This window comes from Thalassotalea sp. G20_0, from assembly GCF_017744175.1.
Lineage (GTDB): Bacteria > Pseudomonadota > Gammaproteobacteria > Pseudomonadales > Endozoicomonadaceae > Endozoicomonas.
The window spans coordinates 23321-46706 of record NZ_JAGHQV010000035.1 but is presented as its reverse complement, the minus strand read 5'-3'; the positions used below and the strand labels follow the sequence as shown (position 1 = coordinate 46706).

At 49.6% G+C, this 23386-nt stretch carries 17 protein-coding genes; 9 read left to right on the top strand and 8 right to left on the bottom strand.

The genetic code is table 11. The annotated features are described in order from the left end of the window. The first annotated feature begins 121 nt into the window (after positions 1–121). The 6 genes from J7438_RS18505 (at position 122) to J7438_RS18480 (ending at position 12247) form a co-directional block, all read left to right on the top strand. Positions 122–2716 (top strand): RAP domain-containing protein, encoded by a 2595-nt coding sequence (locus J7438_RS18505; protein ID WP_209277714.1) that lies wholly within the window; start codon positions 122–124, stop codon positions 2714–2716. A 156-nt stretch (positions 2717–2872) separates the two neighbouring features. Beyond that, positions 2873–5860 carry a DUF1601 domain-containing protein gene (locus J7438_RS18500; protein ID WP_209277713.1) on the top strand — a complete coding sequence of 996 codons (2988 nt, stop codon included), beginning with the start codon at positions 2873–2875 and terminating at the stop codon, positions 5858–5860. A gap of 156 nt (positions 5861–6016) precedes the next feature. Next, the gene (locus tag J7438_RS18495) at positions 6017–9037 is read left to right on the top strand and encodes an RAP domain-containing protein (RefSeq protein WP_209277712.1); all 3021 of its coding nucleotides are present in this window, start codon (positions 6017–6019) and stop codon (positions 9035–9037) included. Positions 9038–9287: 250 nt separating this feature from the next. Then, entirely contained in the window at positions 9288–10127 is an 840-nt protein-coding gene (locus J7438_RS18490; protein WP_209277711.1) for an AAA family ATPase, read from the top strand. 18 nt (positions 10128–10145) lie between these two features. Continuing rightward, positions 10146–11321 carry a vWA domain-containing protein gene (locus tag J7438_RS18485; RefSeq protein WP_209201410.1) on the top strand — a complete coding sequence of 392 codons (1176 nt, stop codon included), beginning with the start codon at positions 10146–10148 and terminating at the stop codon, positions 11319–11321. Between the two features lie 335 nt (positions 11322–11656). Continuing rightward, positions 11657–12247 carry a hypothetical protein gene (locus tag J7438_RS18480; protein ID WP_209277710.1) on the top strand — a complete coding sequence of 197 codons (591 nt, stop codon included), beginning with the start codon at positions 11657–11659 and terminating at the stop codon, positions 12245–12247. A gap of 171 nt (positions 12248–12418) precedes the next feature. Here J7438_RS18480 and J7438_RS18475 read toward each other — a convergent pair whose 3' ends face one another. From J7438_RS18475 to J7438_RS18460, 4 genes are all read right to left on the bottom strand, one after another. Then, on the bottom strand, positions 12419–13462 hold the full coding sequence (locus J7438_RS18475) for a hypothetical protein (RefSeq protein ID WP_209277709.1): 1044 nt from the start codon (positions 13460–13462) through the stop codon (positions 12419–12421). A gap of 72 nt (positions 13463–13534) precedes the next feature. After that, positions 13535–14230: a Sir2 family NAD+-dependent deacetylase gene (cobB, locus tag J7438_RS18470; RefSeq protein WP_209277708.1), complete on the bottom strand. Its 696-nt coding sequence runs from the start codon at positions 14228–14230 to the stop codon at positions 13535–13537. Between the two features lie 15 nt (positions 14231–14245). Then, positions 14246–15619: a hypothetical protein gene (locus tag J7438_RS18465; protein WP_209277707.1), complete on the bottom strand. Its 1374-nt coding sequence runs from the start codon at positions 15617–15619 to the stop codon at positions 14246–14248. A gap of 119 nt (positions 15620–15738) precedes the next feature. After that, a complete protein-coding gene (locus J7438_RS18460) occupies positions 15739–17583 on the bottom strand; it encodes a beta-ketoacyl synthase (RefSeq protein WP_286196698.1) in 1845 nt (614 codons plus the stop codon). Between the two features lie 189 nt (positions 17584–17772). On the opposite strand from J7438_RS18460, the gene J7438_RS18455 reads away from it, so the two are divergent. Genes J7438_RS18455 through J7438_RS18445 form a run of 3 tightly spaced genes read left to right on the top strand, consistent with a single transcriptional unit; the run spans position 17773 to position 19828 of the window. Next, on the top strand, positions 17773–18798 hold the full coding sequence (locus tag J7438_RS18455; RefSeq protein WP_286196697.1) for a GlxA family transcriptional regulator: 1026 nt from the start codon (positions 17773–17775) through the stop codon (positions 18796–18798). After that, a complete protein-coding gene (locus J7438_RS18450) occupies positions 18795–19289 on the top strand; it encodes a DUF2147 domain-containing protein (protein ID WP_286196696.1) in 495 nt (164 codons plus the stop codon). The genes J7438_RS18455 and J7438_RS18450 overlap by 4 nt, the downstream gene beginning before the upstream one ends. An 11-nt stretch (positions 19290–19300) precedes the next feature. Next, positions 19301–19828, top strand: a complete 528-nt coding sequence (locus J7438_RS18445; RefSeq protein ID WP_209277705.1) for a class I SAM-dependent methyltransferase — start codon at positions 19301–19303, stop codon at positions 19826–19828. Between the two features lie 25 nt (positions 19829–19853). On the opposite strand, the gene J7438_RS18440 is transcribed toward J7438_RS18445, so the two are convergent. From J7438_RS18440 to J7438_RS18425, 4 genes are all read right to left on the bottom strand, one after another. Further along, the gene (locus tag J7438_RS18440; protein WP_209277704.1) at positions 19854–20198 is read right to left on the bottom strand and encodes a hypothetical protein; all 345 of its coding nucleotides are present in this window, start codon (positions 20196–20198) and stop codon (positions 19854–19856) included. Between the two features lie 256 nt (positions 20199–20454). Continuing rightward, the gene (locus tag J7438_RS18435; RefSeq protein ID WP_209277703.1) at positions 20455–20712 is read right to left on the bottom strand and encodes a FeoC-like transcriptional regulator; all 258 of its coding nucleotides are present in this window, start codon (positions 20710–20712) and stop codon (positions 20455–20457) included. A gap of 81 nt (positions 20713–20793) precedes the next feature. Further along, entirely contained in the window at positions 20794–23127 is a 2334-nt protein-coding gene (gene feoB, locus J7438_RS18430; protein ID WP_209277702.1) for a Fe(2+) transporter permease subunit FeoB, read from the bottom strand. Further along, complete coding sequence (locus J7438_RS18425; protein ID WP_286196701.1) at positions 23124–23363, bottom strand: FeoA family protein; 240 nt, start codon at positions 23361–23363, stop codon at positions 23124–23126. The genes feoB and J7438_RS18425 overlap by 4 nt, the downstream gene beginning before the upstream one ends. Positions 23364–23386: the final 23 nt, after the last annotated feature.

Genomic DNA, 23386 nt, shown 5'->3' with positions numbered 1-23386 from the left:
CACAATTCAGAGTAGATGTTCTTCTCCAGCCATTTGCGTTTATAGACAGTTCAGCAAAATGAACTTCTGAACAGAACCGCAGTCTGCTTTTTATATTCTCATGAATTAATGAAATATAATTATGGATGGAAGATCTGCTGGTATCAGTAGTAATTACACCAGATCAAGTAATGATTACAACAAACTGAATAACCATGCCCCTTCTTCAGGGCGTGGACGATATAGACATGCCACAGTCAGACCATGGGATATTCCCCCCCGCAATGCCCCGGGGCGCAATGAATTTTACCACTCTTCTGGCACACGCTCTTCTCAAAATCTACAGTGCCGTTCAGTAAACCCTGCACAAGATTTTAATGCCCTCATTAAACAGGAAATAATGGATGATCTGGTGAGTAAATCGGATCATTTAGGTCATCGCTATGATGGGAGAAATCACGGGCAATATGCCAGTTTAATTAAAAAATACACGTCAGCTGCTGAAAGACCGTTAAATCGAGCGGAACAAAGCCAGCTGATACGTTTGCTGCAAAATTTTACCGCAACACGGAGCTGGAATTGGCGAAGCCTGACGACAACACTTCACTCATTGACTTCAGCGGGTGTTTTTACCCTACATAAACCCATGGATGAGCGAGTTAAACTTACTCAGGCTAACTTATTGTCAACACTATTTGATGCAATAATATTTCACTGCAACCAAACACCTCAAGCCAGGGATATTGATGCCCAGGGTATTGCCAACCTGCTGTGGGCAATGGCAAAAATGTTGGACAACGGGCAGGAACGGACACCAGAGTTCAACGAGGCCGTTGTCACGCTGCTGTCCCATGTGAACGCACAGAAAGACCAATTTCAGGCCCAGGGCATTGCCAACCTGCTGTGGGCCATGGCGAAGCTGGTGGACAACGGGCTGGAGCCGACACCAGGGCTCAAAGAGGCCTTAGCTGCCCTGTTGCCCCTCGTGAAGGCACAGAAAGACCAATTTTGGGCCCAGGCCATTGCCAACCTGCTGTGGGCCATGGCGAAACTGGTGGACAACGGGCTGGAGCGGGCACCGGGGCTCAAAGAGGCCTTAGCCGCCCTGTTGCCCCTCGTGAACGCACAAAGAAATCAACTTAATGCCCAGTGCATTGCCAACCTGCTGTGGGCCATGGCGAAACTGGTGGACAACGAACTGGAGCCGACACCAGGGCTCAAAGAGGCCGTGGCCGCCCTGCTGCCCCTCCTGGACGCACAGAAAAACCGACTTAATGCCCAGGGCATTGCCAACCTGCTGTGGGCCATGGCGAAACTGGTGGACAACGGGCTGGAGCAGACACTGGGGTTCAAAGAGGCCGTGGCCGCCCTGTTGCCCCTCGTGAACGCACATAAAGACCAATTTATTCCCCAGGCTATCACCAACCTGCTGTGGGCCGTGGCGAAACTGGTGGACAATGGGCAGGAGCAGACACCGGGGCTCAACGGGGCCGTGGCCGCACTGTTGCCTCTCGTGAGCGCACAGAAAGACCAATTTATTCCTCAGCATATCGCCAACATGCTGTGGGCCATGGCGAAACTGGTGGACAATGGGCAGGAGCAGACACCAGAGTTCAAAAAGGCCGTGGCCGCCCTGTTGCCCCACGTGAACGCACAGAAAGATCAATTTATACCTCAGGCTGTCGCCATCCTGCTGTGGGCCATGGTGAAACTGGTGGAAAATACGAAGCAGCAGACACCAGGGCTCAACGAGGCCGTGGCCGCCCTGTTACCCCTAGTGAACGTACAGAAAGCTTACTTTAAACAACAGGATATCGCCAACATGCTGTGGGCCATGGCGAAACTGGTAGACAACAGGTACGAGCAGACACCAGAGTTCAACAAATCCGTGGCTGCGCTGTTGACCTGCGTGATCGTACAAAAAGCTAACTTTAACCCACAGGAAATCGCCAACCTGCTGTGGGCCATGGCAAAACTGGTGGATAATGGGCAGGAGCAAACACCAGGGCTCTACGAGGCCGTGGCCGCGCTGTTGCACCGGGTGAACGCACAGGAAGACCAATTTAATGCCCAGGGTATTGCCAACCTGCTGTGGTCCACGGCCAAACTGGGTGAACTCATTGAGCTGAATGTGGCCACCTCTACGTGCGAATCGCTTGTCTATCGAATCAGTAAGAACCTTCAGTTTTCTCAGGAAGAGATATCGATGTCTCTCTGGGGAGTCATGGTATGCTGTGCCAGGTTGGCTCTGGTCTCCAAAACCAATAAAAGTAATGTGCTTGAAAAGCACATGGCTGACCTGTTGACGCGCCTGGAAAATACCTCACCAGATAATGAAGAGGATCGATCCAACATGATCATGGCCTCAAGTTGGCTTGGCAGAGCGTGTCTGGTCGTCCACCATTACCAGACAGCCATTTCAAAAACCCAGGCCGACTTCCGCAATCAACTCCAATCATGTATGCCCTCTTTGAAGATTGAAGAAGAAAAGAGTTTGAAGTCATTACCTCCGGTTGACCTGTTACTGCCAGATCACAACATGGTGATTGAAGTTCAGGGACCGTCTCATTACGTGGGTGGTGATTTCAACACCAGGAAAGGTTCGACGCTGCTGAAAATCGCACTTCTGCAAAAATCAGGATTTGAGGTCATTGAAATCCCGGTTAACCGGCTTTGTAACCAGGATTTAATGAAACCATTTATTGATCAAATAAAGAAGAGAACAAACAGCCACTAATCGCCTCCCTGCCATCGTGACTCAGGAACCGTTTTCACAATTCAGAGCAGTTGTTCTCCTCCAACCACTTGCGTTTATAAACCGTTCAGCAAAATGAACTTCTGAACAGAACAGCAGTCTGCTTTTTATATTCTCATGAATTAATGAAATATAATTATGGATAGAAGATCTGCTGGTATCAGTGGTAAATACATAAGATCAGGTAATAATTACAACCAACCGAATAACCATGCCTCTTCTTCAGGGCGTGGACGATATAGGCATGCCACAGTCAGACCATGGGATAATCCCCCCAGCACTACACTGGGTCGCAATGATTTTTACCATTCTTCTGGCACACGCTCTTCTCAACATCTACAGTACCGTTCAGTAAACCCTGCTCAAGATTTTAATGCCCTCATTAGACAGGAAATAATGGATGATCTGGTGAGTAAATCGGATCATTTCGGTCATCGCTATAATGGAAAAAATCACAGTCAATTTGCCTGTTCAATTAAAGAATACACGTCAGCTGCTAAAAAACCGTTAAACCGGGCGGAACAAAGCCAGCTGATACGTATGCTGCAAAATTTTACCCCAACACGGAGTTGGAATTGGCGAAGCCTGACGACAACACTTCATTCATTAACTTCAGCGGGTGTTTTTACCCCTCATTACCCCATGGATGAGCGTGTTAAGATTACTCAAGCTCACCTATTGTCAACGCTACTTGATGCAATAATATTTAACTGCTGCCAAAAACCTCAAGCCAGGAATATTGATGCCCGGGGTATCGCCAACCTGCTTTGGGCCATGGCGAAACTGGTGGACAACGGGCAGAAGCAGACACCGGAGTTCAACGAGGCCGTTGTCGCGCTGTTGCCCCACGTGAGCGCAAGGAAAGACCAATTTAAGGCCCAGGGCATTGCCAACCTGCTGTGGGCCATGGCGAAACTGGTGGACAACGGGCTGGAGCAGACACCAGAGTTCAAAGAGGCCATGGATGCCCTGTTGACCCACGTGAACATACAGAAAGACCAATTCAATGCTCAGGGTATCGCCAACCTGCTGTGGGCCATGACGAAACTGGTGGACAACGGGGAGTGGACACCGGAGCTCAAAGAAACTGTGGCCGCGCTGTTCCCCCATGTGATCGCACAGAAAGATCAATTTAATACCCAGAATATTGTCAACCTGCTGTGGGCCATCGCGAAACTGTCGGACAACGGGCAGAAGCGGACACCAGAGCTCAACGAGGCCGTAGCCGCGCTGTTGCGCCATGTGAGCACACAGAAAGATCAACTTAATACCCAGAATATTGCCAACCTGCTGTGGGCCATCGCGAAACTGTCGGACAACAGGCAAAAGCGGATACCAGAACTCAACCAGGCCGTAGCCACGCTGCTACCCCACGTGAACGTACAAAAAGATAACTTTAAACCACAGGGTATCGCCAACCTGCTGTGGGCCCTGGCAAAACTGGTGGACAACGGCCAGGAGCGGACACCAGGGTTCAACGAGGCCGTGGCTGCCCTGTTGCCCAATGTGAACGCACAGAAAGACCAATTTATTCCTCAGCATATCGCCAACCTGCTGTGGGCCATGGCGAAACTGGTGGACAATGGTCAGGAGCAGACACCAGGGCTCAACGAAGCCCTGGTCGCGCTGTTGCCCCGGGTGAACGCACAGAAAACCCAATTTCATGCCCAGTTTATTGCCAACCTGCTGTGGGCCATGGCGAAACTGGTGGACAACGGGCAGGAGCGGACACCAGCACTCAACGAGGTCGTGGCCAAGCTATTGCCCCAGGTGATCACACAGAAAGCTAACTTTAAACCACAGGAAATCACCAACCTGCTGTGGGCCATGGCGAAACTGGTGGACAACGGGCAGGAGCGGACACCAGCGCTCAACGAGGCCATGGCCGCGTTGTTGCCCCACGTGAGCGCACAGAAAGCCAACTTTACACCACAGGGTATTGCCAATCTGCTGTGGGCCATGGCGAAACTGGTGGACAACGGGCAGGAGTCGACATCAGAACTCAACGACGCCGTGACCGCACTGTTGCCCCACGTGAATGCACAGAGAGCTGCCTTTAAACCACAAGGTATCGCCAACCTGCTGTGGGCCATGGCGAAACTGGTGGACAACGGGCAGGAGTCGACACCAGAACTCAACGAGGCCGTGACCGCACTGTTGCCCCACGTGAATGCACAGAGAGCTACCTTTAAACCACAAGAGATCGCCAACATGCTATGGGCCATGGCGAAACTGGTGGACAACGGGCAGGAGCAGACACCAGCGCTTAACAAGGCCGTGGTCGCACTGTTGCCCCGCGTGAAAATACAGAAAGACCAGTTTATTCCTCAGCACATCGTTAACCTGCTGTGGGCCATGGCGAAACTGGTGGATAACGGGCAGGAGTGGACACCAGAGTTCAAAGCGACTGTGGCGGCGCTGTTACCCCACGTGAGCGCACGGAAAGCTGACTTTACACCACAGGGTATCGCCAACCTGCTGTGGGCCATGGCGAAGCTGGGTGAACTCGTTGAGCTGAATGTGGTTACCTCTGCATTCGAATCGCTTGTCTACCGAATCAGTGAAACCCCTCAGCTCTCCAGACAAGATATATCGATGTCTCTCTGGGGCGTAATGGTATGCTGTGCCAGGTTGTCTCTAGACTCCAATGCCAATAAAAATAACGTGCTTGATAAGCACATGGATTTCCTGTTGACTCGCCTGGAAAATACATTCCCAGATAATGAAGAGGATCAAACCACCATTGCCATGGCCGCCAGTTGGCTTGGCAGAGCGTGTCCGTTCAACCCCGATTACCAGACAATCGTTTCAAAACGTCAATCCGACTTCCGCAATCAACTCCAATCATGTATGCCCTCTTTGAAGATTGAAGAAGAAAAGAGTTTGCACTCATTGCCTCCGGTTGACCTGCTACTGCCAGATCACAACATGGTGATTGAAGTTCAGGGACCGTCTCATTACGTGGGTGGTGATTTCAACACCAGGAACGGTTCGACTCTGCTGAAAATCGCACTGCTGCAAAAATCAGGATTTGAGGTCATTGAAATCCCGGTTAACCGGCTTTGTAAACAGGATTTAATGAAACCATTTATTGATCAAATAAAGAAGAGAACAAACAGCCAGTAATCGCCTCCCTGCCATCGTGACTCAGGAACTGTTTTCACAATTCAGAGCAGTTGTTCTCCTCCAACCACTTGCGTTTATAAATCGGTCAGCAAAATGAACTTCTGAACAGAACAGCAGTCTGCTTTTTATATTCTCATGAATTAATGAAATATAATTATGGATAGAAGATCTGCTGGTATCAGTGGTAAATACACAAGATCAGGTAATAATTACAACCAGCCGAATAACCATGCCCCTTCTTCAGGGCGTGGACGATATAGGCATGCCACAGTCAGACCATGGGATAATCCCCCCCGCACTTCACCGGGTCGCAATGAATGTTACCATTCTTCTGGCACACGCTCTTTTCAACATCTACAGTGCCGTTCAGTAAACCCTGCTCAAGATTTTAATGCCCTCATCAAACAGGAAATAATGGATGATCTGTTGAGTGAATCGGATCACTTCGGTCATCGCTATGATGGGAGAAATCACGGGCAATATGCCAGTTTAATTAAAAAATACACGTCAGCTGCTGAAAGACCGTTAAATCGAGCGGAACAAAGCCAGCTAATACGTTTGCTGCAAAATTTTACCGCAACACGGAGCTGGAATTGGCGAAGCCTGACGACAACACTTCACTCATTGACTTCAGCGGGTGTTTTTACCCTACATAAACCCATGGATGAGCGAGTTAAACTTACTCAGGCTAACTTATTGTCAACACTATTTGATGCAATAATATTTCACTGCAACCAAACACCTCAAGCCAGGGATATTGATGCCCAGGGTATTGCCAACCTGCTGTGGGCAATGGCAAAAATGTTGGACAACGGGCAGGAACGGACACCAGAGTTCAACGAGGCCGTTGTCACGCTGCTGTCCCATGTGAACGCACAGAAAGACCAATTTCAGGCCCAGGGCATTGCCAACCTGCTGTGGGCCATGGCGAAGCTGGTGGACAACGGGCTGGAGCCGACACCAGGGCTCAAAGAGGCCTTAGCTGCCCTGTTGCCCCTCGTGAAGGCACAGAAAGACCAATTTTGGGCCCAGGCCATTGCCAACCTGCTGTGGGCCATGGCGAAACTGGTGGACAACGGGCTGGAGCGGGCACCAGGGCTCAACGAGGCCGTGGCCGCCCTTTTGCCCATCGTGAACGCACAGAAAAACCAACTTAATGCCCAGGCCATTGTCAACCTGCTGTGGGCCATGGCGAAACTGGTGGACAACGGGCTGGAGCGGACACGGGGGCTCAACGAGGCCGTGGCCGCCCTGTTGCCCCTCGTGAACGCACAGAAAGACCAATTTATTCCTCAGCATATCGCCAACCTGCTGTGGGCCATGGCGAAACTGGTGGACCACGGGCAGAAGCAGACACAGGCGCTCAACGCGGCTGTGGTCGCCTTGTTGCCCCTCGTGAATGCACAGAAAAACCAATTTAATGCCCAGGCCATTGCCAACCTGCTGTGGGCCATTACGAAACTGGTGGACAACAGGCAGGAGTGGACACCAGAGTTCAAAGCGGCCGTGGCCGCCCTGTTGCCCCTCGTGAACGCACAGAAAAACCAACTTAATGCCCAGGGAATCGCCAACCTGTTGTGGGCCATGGCGAAACTGGTGGACAACGGGCTGGAGCGGACACCCGGGCTCAACGAGGCCGTGGCCGCCCTGCTGCCCCACATGAACGCAAAGAAACACCAACTTAATGCCCAGGCCATTGCCAACCTGCTGTGGGCCATGGCGAAACTGGTGGACAATGAGCAGAAGCAGCCACCCGGGCTCAACGAAGCCGTAGCCGCCCTGTTGCCCCTCGTGAACGCACAGAAAGACCAATTTACTCCTCAGCATATCACCAACCTGCTGTGGGCCATGGCGAAATTGGTGGACAACGGGCACGAGTGGACACCTGCGTTCAACGAGGCCGTGGCCGCCCTGTTGCCCCTCGTGAACGCACAGAAAAACCAACTTAATGCCCAGGCCATTGCCAACCTGCTGTGGGCCATGGCAAAACTGGTGGACAACGGGCACGAGTGGACACCTGCGTTCAACAAGACGGTAGCTGCACTTTTGCACCGCGTGAACGTACAGAAAGACCAATTTAAAGCCCGGGGTATCCCCAACCTGCTGTGGGCCATAGCGAAACTGGTGGACCACGGGCTGGAGTGGACACCAGGGCTCAACGAGGCCGTGGCCGTCCTTTTGCCCCTCGTGAACGCACAGAAAAACCAACTTAATGCCCAGGCCATTGTCAACCTGCTGTGGGCCATGGCGAAACTGGTGGACAACGGGCAGGAGCAGACACCAGAGTTCAAAGAGGCTGTGGCCGCGCTGTTGCCCCTCGTGAACGCACAGAAAGACCAGTTTATTCTTCAGCATATCGCCAACCTGCTGTGGGCCATGGCGAAACTGGGTGAGCTCGTTGAGTTGAACGTGGTTGCCTCTACGTTCGAATCTCTTGTGTACAGAATCAGTGAAAACCCTCAACTCCCTCAACAAGATATATCGATGTCTCTCTGGGGAGTCATGGTGTGCTGTGCCAGGTTGGCTCTGTTCTCCAATACCAATAAAAATAACGTACTTGAAAAGCACATGGATGACCTGTTGACTCGCCTGGAAAATGCCTCGCCAGATAATGAAGAGGATCAATCCATCATGATCATGGCCGCCATTTGGCTTGGCAGACAGTGTCTGGTTGTCCGCCATTACCAGACAGCCATTTCAAAAACCCAAGCCGAATTCCGCGATCGACTCCAATCATCTATTCCATCTTTGAAGATTGAAGAAGAAAAGAGTCTGAACTCATTACCTCCGGTTGACCTGCTTCTGCCAGATCACAACGTTGTGATTGAAATTCAGGGGCCGTCGCATTACGTGGGTGGTGATTTCAAAACCAGGAATGGTTCGACTCTGCTGAAAATCGCACTGCTGCAAAAAGCAGGATTTGAGGTCATTGAAATCCCGGTTATCCAGCTTTGGAGCCCGGACTCAATAAAACGATGTATTGATCAAATAAAGATCAGGGTGAACATCCCGCCACAGCGGCATGGCTCCGTATCACTTACTCAAACGCGGGGGGCAGGTAAGCGATATGTTACTGCCAATAAAGGATGGCAAGATCACTGTGACTTAACTACCGAAGGACACTCACAAAGGAAAAAGGGTAAACTAAAAAGTAGAAAAAGGAATAGAAGAAAGTAACCTCTTCCCTTCCATCATAACTCAAGAACCGTTTTCACATTTCAGGGAAGGCGGGCTTCCAACTTTTCAATACCTGCGATGGTATTACTGTTTGCAGTCATCAACTGAAAAGATCACCCCTGATAACAGCCAACGACTATCCATCCTCCTCCCTTTTGCGTTACCCTTACCCACAACCTGACGCACGATAAATAAGAGAAACACGTCTGCTGTACTGCGTATTTCAGAATAAAAAGAAGATAACTGCCTTATGAGCTTTGAAAGTACCGACCAGTATATCGCTACCGATGACCTGAAAATGGCCGTCAATGCTGCCGTAACGTTACAACGCCCTCTCCTTATTAAAGGAGAACCCGGCACCGGCAAGACCATGCTGGCAGAACAGGTGGCCCGCTCCCTGGGCAAAGAGCTGCTGCAATGGCATATCAAATCCACCACCAAGGCCCAGCAGGGGCTCTACGAATACGATGCGGTCTCCCGTCTTCGCGACTCTCAACTGGGTGATGAGCGGGTTCACGATATCAGCAATTACATTGTCAAAGGCAAACTCTGGGAAGCCTTTGAGTCAGAACAGCAGTCGGTTTTGCTGATCGATGAAATAGACAAGGCAGATATTGAATTCCCCAATGACTTGCTACAAGAGCTGGACAAGATGGAGTTCAATGTTTACGAGACCCAACAACAGATAACAGCCCGACAACGCCCTATTGTTATTATCACCAGTAACAACGAGAAAGAGCTGCCCGATGCGTTTTTAAGACGCTGCTTCTTTCATTACATCAGCTTTCCTGATGCAGAAACCATGCGGGAAATTGTCCAGGTACACTTTCCTGACCTGCAGAAAAAACTGGTCGATGAGGCCCTTCAGGTATTTTTTGAACTCAGGGAGATCCCTGGTCTCAAAAAGAAGCCCTCGACTTCCGAGCTGATCGACTGGCTGAAACTGCTCAATTCCGACGATATCCCGGCAGATATTCTTCAAAACCGTGATACCAGAAGTGCCATTCCCCCGCTGCATGGTGCGCTGGTGAAAAATGAGCAGGATGTCCATCTGCTGGAACGGCTGGCCTTTATGAGTCGACGCGGTTAACCGGCCTGAGGACTCACCATGCTGACCAATTTTTTTGAAACCGTCCGGGCATTTGGTGTACCTGCCACCACCCGGGAATATCTCGACCTGCTGGCGGCACTGGATGCAAAACTGATCTACGCCGACCAGGAAGGCTTTTACCAGTTATCAAGAACCATTCTGGTCAAGGATGAAAGGCATTACGACAAGTTTGATAAAGCCTGCCAGGCTTTTTTCAACGGCCTTGACTCCATGGATGACATGCTGGAAGCACTGATACCTGAAGAATGGTTAAGGCAGGCGTTTATCCGACAGCTGTCCGATGATGACAAGGCAAACATCCAGGGCATGAAAAACCTCCGGGAATTGCTCGATACATTCCGACAGAGAATGGAGGAACAGAAAAGTCGTCACCAGGGCGGTAATAAATGGATTGGCACTGGCGGAACCTCACCGTTTGGCGCTTATGGCTATAACCCTTCCGGCATTCGGATTGGTCAGGATCAATCCAGACACCGTAAAGCCACCAAAGTCTGGGATAAGCGGGAGTTTAAAAACCTGGATGATAACGAGCAACTCGGCAGCCGCAATATGAAAATGGCACTGCGCCGATTACGCCGCTTTGCCCGCCAGGGGGCAGCAGACCAGCTGGATCTTGATGATACCGTCCGCTCAACAGCCAGCAAGGGTATGCTGGATATCAAGATGGTGCCTGAACGCCATAATGCCGTGAAAGTGCTGCTGTTCATGGATATTGGCGGCTCAATGGACGATTACGTTCGCCTGTGTGAAGAGCTGTTTGCCTGCTGCCGAACCGAGTTTAAACACCTTGAGTTCTATTACTTCCATAACTACCTCTATGAAAGTGTCTGGCAGGATAACCGTCGTCGTCAGCAGGAGCGCATCAGCCTCTGGGATGTGATTCACCGCTACGGCAAGGATTACCGGGTTATTTTTGTGGGCGACGCCGCCATGTCTCCCTATGAAATTACCTCACCCGGCGGCAGTGTCGAACATTTCAATGAAGAGGCCGGTCATGTCTGGATGTCACGGCTGAAAGCCCACTTTGACCGGGTCGCATGGCTGAACCCCTCCCCGCAACATGCCTGGCAATATACCTCATCAACACGATTGATTGATGAGCAAATGGAAGGCAAGATGTTCCCCCTGACCATTAATGGCCTGGAAGAGGCAATGGGCTATCTTGCTGGATAAGGAAGGACCTTATATTAATTTTACTGTTCTGTATCGCTTCGGACAACAGCGCCCACAGTCTGTCCTTATCCAGCGCTGGCTGATTTCCAATGTTTACAGCAATGGGAGCGAGAAGTTTCAGAAACCGTCTGTGCAGGGCAGTCACTGATTACTCTTCTAACTTGATCTCATGTGTTTTTTCCAGGATCACAAAATAATTTTTTAAAGAGGGAACGATTTTCGTGTCAAACAGTCCGATTAGGTAAGAGTATATCAGTAAGAGATTCTGAATTATTCATTACTCTTCACCATTCGAATGTTAACATCTACTTCAAATTAGCGAGGAAGGTCTTTCAATGCTGAACCCATCAGGAAGTTATCGCCCGCCACAATCACCAGATTTTACCTCTTATGCTCCTGCAATAAGTGAAGAGGATCAGGGGGAATTTAATAAATGTGTAAGAAAAATTATCAATACAGCTGATTATGGTATTAAAGGTGCTGCTTTAGAATTCGGTTGCACACCCAAACAAGTTGCCCAACAATTGAGTGATTATTTGATAAAGCGTTACTCATTGTCAGCACCGCAAGACTCGATGATCAGTACCGCTCCAAAAAATCCTGATAACCCCGATAATTGGAGATGGGATCTCTGGGAAGAAAGACTTTATACGCCTAAGGGTTATTTTGTATCAGATGAGATACAAACGAAAATTTCACTTGCATTTCTGGATGCCTTAAAAGGGGAAAATCTTCAATCCTGCAAAGATGTGTTGCCTCTCATGGAAGTAGCTACAATAAGTACAGCTTATGATTGTAAAGATGGTTATGACATCGTAAGAAAATTCTGTAATAATTTAGAACCGATTACCCCATTGATTCGCCATTGTATTAGGAAAAGTATGTTCTCAAATGAATTTATTAATAACCTGTTCGAAATATCCTAATAAATAAACATGGAAGCACGAAGTACACAAAGAGCACGAAGGAAAAGAAAAATCTCTTCTTTGTGTTCTTCGTGGTTCCGTCTTCAACTTCCCGAAGCTGGGAGTAGGCACTTAATGTCTACCCTAAGAGTACAGCCAAGCTCAGATATACAACTTACAGGGCCACAACCATTAACACAAGTACGACAGTTTCCGTAATGGGTTGTTCCTGTAATGGTGTTCAATACGCTCTTCAATTTCTGATGTGGCTGCTTTCCCACCCAACAGCTGCCACAGTTTTGCCTGGGTCAGATCCCCGTCAGATACTGCCGACATTAAATTTTGGTTAAGTCTTTCCTGAGGATAAAACCCCGCCAATACTTTATCTTCTTCCGAAACATCGATACATTCAAGTTCTGCAACGACTCTTAGCTTTTTATCCAGAAAATTGTTATCTATTCGACCACCGAACTTAATCCAGGCTTTGATATTCTCAGCAAAAAAAGTAGAAGTCCACATACACTTATCCATGGCCTGTCTTAGGCAGTGATCTTTTTCCTCTTGAGTAAACGTGATAAGACCTAGCTTTAACAGCGTCTGCGCGGCCGCAAAATTCCCAAAAAAATGCACAGCCTGAGTAAGGACATCCGGAATTATTTTCTCAACCTTCGGTCCACCTACCTTCAACGCCCATTTTGCGGCTTCCGTATGGCCCATAAATACAACCTCTTTGAAAAATCTATCAAAACGATCATCTTCATAGATTTCCCGGCTGAGTGAACGAATATAAAAAAGGAATTCAATATAAGATAAATTTATGCGTGATTTTTTATGAATCGTGCTAGACACATGTAATAGGCTTTTTAATTTTTCATCAACTAACTTACCATGATGATCGGATAAGAAACTCGGTTGTATTTGTCGATGACATGGCTTTGTGAGTCTCAGGCTCTTGGCGTCGATTGAAATCATTGACACATCAAGCAATACCCTTCTGATGACTCTTGCTGATAATTCTTGCAGTGATTCAGTTCCGGTTATTTCAGACTCACCTGAATTGATTATATAAGTTTTAAGGGTATCTAAATCTTCAGCTTCCAGAACTCTTTGATATTTAAAAAAGGCAAGCGCTTCTTGCGCCTTACGGGCTTGTTCCTGCACAAGCCCGGGATCCTGTCTATGACGATATGTTGATAGTTCAGCAAGAGAGAGATTAGCAACATTGTCAGGTAACATTTTCTGGTTCTCAAGCAGAAATATATTTCTGCATCAGACCAATTTTTCTGCATTAAGTTTCCCAAACCCATATCACAACAGCGAACTGAAGAAACGATCAACCACTTCGGTAGCCGCCCCGTAATACTGTTCATCAAACAAGGAACCGTGATTGCCCGGCTCAAGATTCAATTCAACCGTCTTTGCTCCTGCAGCAGCGGCCTCCTGAAAGAACCCGGCAGCAGGATAGACGTTTCCCGATGTACCAATGGAAACAAAGAGATCACAGACGGACAGTGCCTGATAAATCTCATCCATCTGTAAAGGCATCTCACCAAACCAGACAATATGTGGGCGAAGATTACCGGCAACACCGCAGCATTCACATTGAGTGTCGACGGTAACATCCTGATCCCAATAAAAAACCTGCCCTGTCTCCTGGCAGTGAACTTTCAATAACTCACCATGCATATGAATCAGCCGGTTGCTCCCTGCCCGCTCATGGAGATCATCAACATTTTGCGTCACCAGAAGAAAACTTCCGGAGAAATGACGTTCAAACGCGGCAAGTGCCTGGTGAGCACGGTTTGGTTTGACTGAGTTCAGCTGCCGCCTTCGGTCGTTGTAAAAGCGTTGTACCAGTGCGGGGTTTCGGGCGTAGCCTTCAGGGGTTGCCACATCGTCAACAGGATGATTCTCCCAGAGCCCGTCACTGGCCCGGAATGTTCTGATTCCGGACTCGGCAGAGATACCCGCACCGGTCAGTACAACAATGGATGAATAGCGCAAACCAACCTCCTGTAATCAACGACGGTATTTAGCTGTATAATGTATGGCCTTGCTGGTACCGGCAGCAACCTCAACACGAAGCAGGTCCGGCTTTTCCAGCGTGGCTCCCCTGACACTGTCGAGCTTTATCAGATTGGCGTCACGCTCTCTTAACAACAGCGTAATACTGTCTTGTTGATCATTAGAAACCGTTACCTGCCATTTTACCACCAGCTCTTTACTGCTCTTCTGTTCAACATCAACACGGTTACGCTCAACACGAACGGCCAACGCTTCTCCCATGGTCAACCAGGCGTTATCTCCAGCGGTGGTTTTGGGTAACCAGGAGTGACCACTGATGATATAGCCACCATCCGGGTCCTGCTCATACACACGAACCTGTGCTGGCGGGAGGTCCAGGGGTGCCTCAAATTTCCAGGTCAATCTGGGGCGCTCAGCCGTGGACGTTCTGCCGCCAGTGGAACGGCCATATACGTCAAGGGTATACAGCTTCTCAAAGTGCAGTGGTTCTGAGAAAAGATCCATCAGCTGCCTGCTATTGGCGGGAAGAACTGTGCCCTTTGGTAAGGTGGTCAGCAATACTTCACCGACACGCTCCCCGTAGTCAGCAGTATCTGCCATAGCCGAGGCTTTAAGCATCCGGCTTTGTTGGTAAAATTCGTCAACGCCTCCCTCACCACCGGCCACAAGACGAATGGTTGCCTGATCGAAGTTGATATTGGCACTGTTGGTTAGCAGCGTTTTTAATTCCAGACGTCCCTGGTTGTGGGATAAAAGCGTTAACCGATAGTGGCTGTCGTAGCTTAATTGAGGCGTAATATATGAGAGCTTCAGAGGACCACTCACCGACTGCTGGCCAAAATCCGCCCTCACATATTTGAGATTTTCACCCTGAGTCTCTGAAAAGGCCTGTGACAGTATCCTCAACCCCTGGGGATCATGATAATCAATCAAATACTGACGGCCATTGTTGCCTTCCACCAGCCCGATTCCCTGCTGGTAGCTGACCAGTTTTCCCTGAATGGCAACGTTGAGACCGCCACCAAACAGTTCAACGTTTTTGCCCACCAGATGCCGGTAGTAATTATCCCGATCCAGGCCGCCCTGGTACCAGAAGACGTCCTCAGGCCGGTAAACGGTATCACCATCGATGTATTCAAGGTTCAGACTGCCATCAAGCCGATTGATCGGCAGACCAGCAATCTTCAGGCTGCCCTGTCCATCGGGTTGGGCATTGAAGCTCTGGCTGACCAGGGCTTTATCACTGTAGAGCGTCACTACCGTTGACTGTGGTTGCTCAACGTTCAATTTGCCCGGTAACGATTCACCTGAGGCCCGGGTTATCACAAACCCGGACACTAGCAGAATCAGTAATGAGTGCTTAAACATAATGGCTCACCTGTACGCCGCTGAATTGATAGGTTTGCAAGCACTTTAAAACGAATAGATGGCGTTGTCTCTCACCTTCACAGAAATGAGAGAACTACCCGGGACAAGCCCCCACGATGCTATCCGTTAAACTGCCAGAACGGGTTTTCCATCTCCAGATCTAACGCCTTCCCATAGCCAGGAACACTTACCTGTTTTTCCGTAAATGTCAGGTCAGAACCGTCCAGCACACCTTCACCAAACTGATAAATGGGGTTTGCCTCACCGCTCTGGCAGCACTGTTCATAGTCATCCTGCTGTTGGGTGACTGTCTCATTTTTCTGTTGCCATTGCGTCATGGCCTTATCGCCATGGCGGGCTTTCAGCATTTTTCGGGTTATTTCCGGGCTGAGCAGCAGGGCTGTGGCATTGTTGCCACCAAAACCCTTGGCATTAATCAGGGCAAGATCCATCTGATCAGCCCCGGTTTCCAGGTGATTCAGCAGAATATTGAGTTTTTCCGAGTAGACGTCTTGAGCCAGGCCATTAATCGTTCTGATACCGGGAATAAATCCATGCTTCCAGACGCCGAGTGTCGCCATAATCTGATCACCACCCGCTGCGCCGATGGAATGACCAACGTAACTTTTAACCGCAGCCACCGGCCAGCTCTCCATGCCGAACACTTTTGCGGTTTCACTGAGAATCTGAGACTCGGTCACCCGGTTCTGCGGCGTTCCTGTGCCATGGGCCTGAACAAAACTCCGGTAACGAAGGGCGTCTTCGCCAGCAATGGCTCTGCCCAGGGCGGCAGCCCGGGCGACGGTCAAATGATTACCGGCTCCCGGGGCAGAAATAGACTTCTTGAAACCATCCGCATTAATAAAGACATCCGCCACCGATCCCAGGATCTGTGCACCACACTCAAGGGCCAGTTCATCATCCATCAACACCAGAAACTGACTGGATTCGGCAATGGTGAAACCGGCATTGTCCGCAAATGGCCGACAGGCTCTGCGCCAGTCCGGATTGTCAGAATCCGACAAACCATCCAGTTTCCGCAGTGCCGCATCCGTGGTCAAAGCCCCCATGGTGGAATAACCTTCCATGACTTCCGGGGTAATTGGCGCTTCACTGTTGCCCACAATCACCAGACGACGACGGCCACTGCGAATGTCAGCAGCGGCCTGCTCCAGATTGTAAAGCATGGTGGCACAGGCTCCCATACTGGTACCCGTGCCACCCAGAGAACCAAGGATATAGGCATTGATAAAATCCGCCGACATCTCGGCAAAGCCCAGTGGACACTGCTTGGAAGTCACCCGCTTACCCAGCAGACGGGACTGAAGCAAACCGCCATTGCCGTTAAAATCCAGTTGGCTCATGGCACTGCCGGAATAGACCGCAACCTGTTCAGGGCTCAGCTTCTGCTTGACCGCATGCCAGTCCATACCGGAAGAATAAATCGCATCGGAGGCACCGAACACCGTCATTGTCAGTGACCTGGGGTGGTTCCGGGACTGGTACAGCTTTTCCGGGGCAAACCCGCTGGGCAGCTGACCCGCAGCATTGACCAGTGATTCACGGATTGAAGGAATCATTAACGGCTGGCCGGCTTCGATTCTCACCTTGATCTGGCCATCTTCCAGTTTTTCTAACTGCCAGCCATCGGGCAGTGGATTGGGTAAACGACGGCCCTTCAGAATAATTTCCGATCCGGACTCAGCCTGAATGGCCTGATGAAAAGGAACGGCTTGCGGATTAAACAGGTTGTTTTCCAGCTGGCGAATCAATGTTCCCGACAGAATATCTTCCCGACTGCTGTCTTGTGGCAGATTTCTCAGCATGCGAAGCGCAGCAAGGGTTTCTTGCTGCGACCGGTCACTCAGGCATTCCAGCACCAAACGACGGTAGCCATGAAAACCAGAGGTTCTTCCAGCTGGGCTGACCCCACCTTGAGCAACAATAACGGGTAATCTGGACAAACCACACTCCTGTATAACAACTGAATGATCAGCCACTCAAAGTCTGAGGAGCGATCAGGTTGTTATGAATGCAAATTAAGAATCAAATGAAGTTGGCACTAGTTTAATGATTTCGTGATAAACTTAACCGGATGAAAAAGACACAAATACGGACAAAAAAGACAGACCACTGAGCAGTTTTTTATATCAATGTTCCTACAATCCCCCCCAATCCAGTTAAACCGGGTCCTGATCCCTATGGTGGAACATATGATCAGTACCAGTGTGACATTGCCGCTTGAGATGCTGGAAGCGGCAATGACCTATACCCGACTGTCAGCCAATAAAAAAAGTATTGAAGTTCATTTCTGTGCCAGTACGCCTGCCCCCATCACCACCACTGGTGGCCTGAGACTGACACCGGACAGAACCTTTAAACAGAGCGGCTATGGTGATCTGATTCTGGTGCCTGCGCTCTGGCGCAACCCGATTCCGGTGGTCAGGAAACACCCCCAAATCATTGAATGGTTAAAACGCCAACACGATGCCGGTGCCGTATTTGCCGCAGCTGGTACTGGGGTAGCGTTTATGGCAGAAACCGGGCTTCTGGATCAAAAACCAGCCACAACCCACTGGTTTTACATGGAAAAACTGCAACGTTTTTTCCCGGACATTGAGTTCAAACCCAATCACCTGATCACCCGGGCAGGTCGTATTTATTGCGCTGGCAGTGTCAATTCGGTCGCTGACCTGATGGTGCACATGATTGGCGTGGCCCTTGGCGAGTCAATCGCCCAAAAGGTTGAACAGCAGTTCTCCCATGAAATCAGAAAACCCTTCAAAGACACCCATTTTGCTGAAGACCATGCCACAACCCACCAGGATGAAGTGATCGTCTCCCTGCAGGACTTTATCCACCATCATTTCGCCAGTGAAATCTCTCTGGCTGCCCTTGGCAAACTGTCGGGTTTGAATGCCCGGACACTGAATCGTCGCTTTCAACAGGCCACCGGTTCCCCGCCAATGGAGTATATCCGCAAAATCAGGCTTGATCAGGCCAGCGATCTATTAAAGAATACCAACCTGGGCATTGCCGAAATTGCCCTGCAGGTGGGATATGCCGACGCTGATTATTTTTCCAGATTGTTCAAACGTCGCTACCAGCTCACGCCTTCTGAATTTCGCAGAAGTGTCCGGGGCAAACTGTTCTACCTGAATGACACCACAATGGAATGATTACAATAAACGCCGGAAAATTCCGGGGTTTTTGGAGACTCCCTCACATGTTCCCGAGAAAACGCGCCCTGGTCGCTGGATTGTTGTCCCTCTGCCTGTCCTCTTTCAGCCTGGCGGCTTCGCCACTGGGACTATGGAAAACCATTGATGACAGCACGGGTAAAGCAAAAAGTTATGTCACAATCTTCGAGGAAAATGGCAAACTGTCTGGCAAAGTGACACAGATTCTTGACCCTGCCAAACAGGACAGCATTTGTGACCAGTGCCAGGGCGACCTCAAAGATCAGAAAGTTCAGGGCATGACCATACTCTGGGGCATGAAAAAGCAAGGCAGCAAATATGACGATGGAAAAATCGTCGATCCTGAATCCGGGAAAGTCTACAGCGCTAACATGAAAGTGCTGGAGAATGGCAGTAAACTGGAAGTCCGTGGTTATATCGGGTTCGCGCTGATTGGCCGTTCGCAAACCTGGGAACGTGTTGAAGAGTAATACATAACCCCTTGAACTCATTATTAATTACCACCGCGTTTCTGATGGCAGCCGGTCTGATCACTGGCTCTATTCTCTTCTGGACCCTGCGCCTGGGCATTGGCCCTACTCCCACTTCCCGAAAAGTCAGGGCGGCGATCAGAGATATCCTTCCAGATAACGTGTCCGGTCATGTTATGGAGCTTGGTTGTGGCTGGGGACACCTGATTCCCACATTAAGAGAAAAATACCCTGACAAAAAAATTGAGGTCTGGGAACGTTCTCCGGTTCCAGCCCTGTTTACCGAGGCAAGGTATGGGATCGATGTTATAAGAGCGGATTTCTTCAAGGCAGCCCCTGGTAACGCGGGGCTTATCGTTTGCTATTTGTATCCCGGAGCGATGGATCGTGTTGAAAGAGAATTGATTCCTCAACTGCCACCTGGTTGCTGGTTACTTACCCACACATTCAGTTTATCAAACAGAGTGCCGGTAAAGACTCTTAGGGCCAACGATCTTTACCAGACACCTGTTTTTCTTTATCAAGTTCAGCCAGCTTAACCTGAAAAGCCAGAGACTTAATCAATTAAGCTTTGCCTGTGTTCAGATAGGCAGAAATAATACCCGTTACAAGGGTACATACTCTTGAAAAGACACTTTCTGATGGTTCAGGAACGGGTCTGGCATTGTATAATCCAGTAAATACTTCAGGGTATTTATCCTGCAGCCCCAGAAGCTCATGTCTTGGTATCACCATAACAAAACCTGCACCAGATGTATCTCCTCCAAAAAGAACAGAAGCAAGTTTATCCTCATCTCCATCCTGCTCTTCAACTTTCATTCCAAATGCACGCCCAGACGTCTCGTCAAAATGACACAGGGGGAATGTGTATTTAGTACCTGTATTACCTGTAGTACCGTCAATATTCATAGTCTATCTCCTACTCCATAAGAAACTTTTCAGAGAACTGAAAAATCTGTGGGTTTTATTCTTTGGACTATCGTTTGTTTCGAAAGTTCCATCATGTTACCGGGTGATAATAATTAAAAATCTGTTTGATTATTAAAATGGCGAAGAAGCAGGCAAGCGTTGTGTAAAAAACGCCAACTATATCATGATGATGTAATGGTAAAGGATCTCAGGGGTACGGAGATTTTTTATGCAGCAAATATGCTGTGAAAGTCAGTCAGCCGATAAGACTCAATGGAATATGTTGAGACTTCCCCTGCCAGCGATAGATCTCCAACTCCGCAGGGTCACAGGAAACACACCCCTTTTTGCAGGCCACAAAGCAACCCGGCTGTTCACAGCTCAACTGACCTTTCCTTAGCCAGTGTGAGAGCATCCCTCTCATGGCCTCAGGTGTGGTGTTGAATTTCACACTGAGGTCAGCCAGAGAGCAAACTTTCTGATGTTTCAAATAATCGCGGATTTTGATCAGCATGGTCAGCGCCTGTCACTTCAGGTTCCGGTTGATGACCAAAAGCACTGACAGTGCTTTTGGTCACGCTTTGCATCTACGATATCATTGCGGACTGACATCCATCCGCCCTTGCAGTACTGAGGCTCCCATTCGTTTCATCAAGGTAACCACAATAAACATCATCAGCATTATCGATACCACCCAAAGTAGCGTTTCACCGGGCTGCACAGATATCAGTGACAGCTGGTAATAAATAGTGGCAACCGCATAGCCAAGGAAGAAAGTCCATCCGGAAATGAACAGCGTCCAGCCCAGGGTGGTTTCCCGGTAAATAGCACCCAATGCTGCTACGCAGGGAGTATAAAGAAGGATCATCAATAAGTAGGCAATGACCGCAGCATGACTGGGGAACAGGCCTGCCATAACAGAGAACGTGCTGACCCTGACTGCCTGCTCTTCGGCAACCGCATCCAGATCGGTCAGATCGCCAACTTCGACGCCCAGAGGGTCTGCCAGTGTGCCACTTAAACCACTCAGATTGGCCGGAATAGTGGCAATGGCTTCCTGCAAGCCTGCCAGCAGGTCAAACGTCGTTTCACCCTCGGTGTCAGCGTTTTCAGACGCGGCAATGGCACCGTACATTGAGTCAAGGGTACCCACAACGGCTTCTTTCGCCAGAATACCTGTAAACAGTCCTACAGCCGCTGGCCAGTTTTCTTCCGTCATGCCCATGGGGGCAAATACCGGGGTAATGGTTTGGCCAATCTTGCTGAGCATGGAGTTCTGAGTGTTCTGATGACCGAAAGAGCCATCGGTACCAATAGCATTCAGGGTGTTCAGCACGACCACCACCATCACAATCGCTTTGCCTGCACGCAGGATAAAAGCCTTGAGACGATCCCAGGTGCGTAACATGACCTGAGTCACCGATGGCAAATGGTAATTGGGCAACTCCATAATAAATGGCGAACTGTCGCCGCTAAGGATGCTCTGCTTGAGAATCAACCCGGTAAATATGGCCGCCAGGATACCCACCAGATACAAAATAAACACCACATTCTGGCCGGACTCCGGGAAAAAGGCAGCGGCAAACAGTGCGTACACCGGCAATCGGGCACCGCAGGACATAAAGGGAGCCATGGAGATGGTCAACAGCCGGTCCTTTTCATTGTCCAGTGTCCGTGCTGCCATAATCGCAGGTACGTTGCAGCCAAAGCCCACCAGCATGGGAACAAAGGCTTTGCCCGGAAGCCCCAGAAAGCGCATGAGCCGGTCAATGACAAAAGCAGCCCTGGCCATGTATCCCGAATCTTCCAGGATGGAAAGAAACAGAAACAGGAAAGCAATCACCGGGATAAATGTCGACACTGTCTGGATACCACCACCCACACCATCCGCCAGTAACGTCACTGCCCAGGCGGGAGCACCCACCGAGTTCAGCCAATGGCCCAGCCCGTCCACCAGCAGAGTCCCGGTAAAGATATCGAAAAAGTCGATAAAGGCACTGCCGAAGTTAATGGTGAACATGAACATCAGGTACATGACGCCCAGGAAGATAGGGAACCCCAGCACCCGGTTCAGTACCACACGATCAATGGATTCACTCAGCCGGTGACTGACAACGCCCCGCTCACGAATCACTGACTCCATAAGCTGACCAACCACATCGTAACGTCGACTGGCCAGAATAATGTCCAGATCTTCCTCAAGGGCAGCCTCAATGATATGACGCTGCCGGGTAGCCTCATTGACCACCTGCCAGGTCAGTTCCGGCAGAGGCACAGTGTCACCTTCCAGTAACTTCAGGGCATACCAGCGTCGGGACAGCGGACTATCAAGATTCACAGACGCTTCAAGGGTCGATTCAATAACGGCAATGGCCTGTTCCAGCTGTTCACCAAGGTTCAATGGTGGGGCTACAGAAATACCATTATTCAGAAAATCATTGATATTTTGTAAAAAGACTTTGATATTGCCTGCCTTGCTGGCAACCAGTGGCAGCACCGGACAGCCGAGTTCCTCAGCCAGCTTGTCAATATCAATGTCCATGCCCTTTTCCCTGGCAACGTCCATCATATTGAGCACAACGATGACCGGAGCACCCATATCCAGCAATTGAGTGGTCAGGTACAGATTTCTTTCGATATTTGAAGCATCAAGAATATTGATGATTAAATCAGCTTCACGCTTGAGGATATAATCCCGCGCCACCTTTTCATCAAGAGAAACGTCGCTGTCGACGACATCAAGACAGTAGGTTCCGGGCAGATCAACGACTTCTATGGCGTTATCTGCAAAGGTATAAAAACCACTGCGTTTTTCCACAGTAACGCCAGGCCAGTTACCAACCCGCTGCCGGGCACCGGTCAACGCATTAAACAGTGTTGTCTTACCACAGTTAGGATTTCCGACAATTGCAACAACGTGTTTTTTCATGTTCTGGAAACCTCGACAACAGCGGCTTCATCCTTTCGAATCGATAATTGGAAGCCCCTGACTTCCAACTGGATTGGGTCCCCCAATGGCGCAACACGACAAACCGTAAACCGGGTTCCGGGTGTCAGACCCATTGCCAGCAATTTCCGCCGGTAGGCACTGCCAGCATCCGCAAAAGCGCTTACCCGGCCACATTCACCGGTTTTCAGTTCACCCAATGTCACCTTCATGTACATCTTCTCCACAGGCATCATTCAGT

Bases quoted from the DNA above. Each gene is read 5' to 3' on its own strand.
- J7438_RS18480 (WP_209277710.1), top strand. From the start codon at position 11,657: ATGCTGAACCCATCAGGAAGTTATCGCCCGCCACAATCACCAGATTTT.
- J7438_RS18490 (WP_209277711.1), top strand. From the start codon at position 9,288: ATGAGCTTTGAAAGTACCGACCAGTATATCGCTACCGATGACCTGAAA.
- J7438_RS18440 (WP_209277704.1), bottom strand. From the start codon at position 20,198: ATGAATATTGACGGTACTACAGGTAATACAGGTACTAAATACACATTC.
- J7438_RS18450 (WP_286196696.1), top strand. From the start codon at position 18,795: ATGATTACAATAAACGCCGGAAAATTCCGGGGTTTTTGGAGACTCCCT.
- J7438_RS18465 (WP_209277707.1), bottom strand. From the start codon at position 15,619: ATGTTTAAGCACTCATTACTGATTCTGCTAGTGTCCGGGTTTGTGATA.
- J7438_RS18425 (WP_286196701.1), bottom strand. From the start codon at position 23,363: ATGTACATGAAGGTGACATTGGGTGAACTGAAAACCGGTGAATGTGGC.
- J7438_RS18505 (WP_209277714.1), top strand. From the start codon at position 122: ATGGATGGAAGATCTGCTGGTATCAGTAGTAATTACACCAGATCAAGT.
- J7438_RS18485 (WP_209201410.1), top strand. From the start codon at position 10,146: ATGCTGACCAATTTTTTTGAAACCGTCCGGGCATTTGGTGTACCTGCC.
- J7438_RS18495 (WP_209277712.1), top strand. From the start codon at position 6,017: ATGGATAGAAGATCTGCTGGTATCAGTGGTAAATACACAAGATCAGGT.
- J7438_RS18435 (WP_209277703.1), bottom strand. From the start codon at position 20,712: ATGCTGATCAAAATCCGCGATTATTTGAAACATCAGAAAGTTTGCTCT.
- J7438_RS18455 (WP_286196697.1), top strand. From the start codon at position 17,773: ATGTTCCTACAATCCCCCCCAATCCAGTTAAACCGGGTCCTGATCCCT.
- J7438_RS18500 (WP_209277713.1), top strand. From the start codon at position 2,873: ATGGATAGAAGATCTGCTGGTATCAGTGGTAAATACATAAGATCAGGT.
- J7438_RS18475 (WP_209277709.1), bottom strand. From the start codon at position 13,462: ATGTTACCTGACAATGTTGCTAATCTCTCTCTTGCTGAACTATCAACA.
- feoB (WP_209277702.1), bottom strand. From the start codon at position 23,127: ATGAAAAAACACGTTGTTGCAATTGTCGGAAATCCTAACTGTGGTAAG.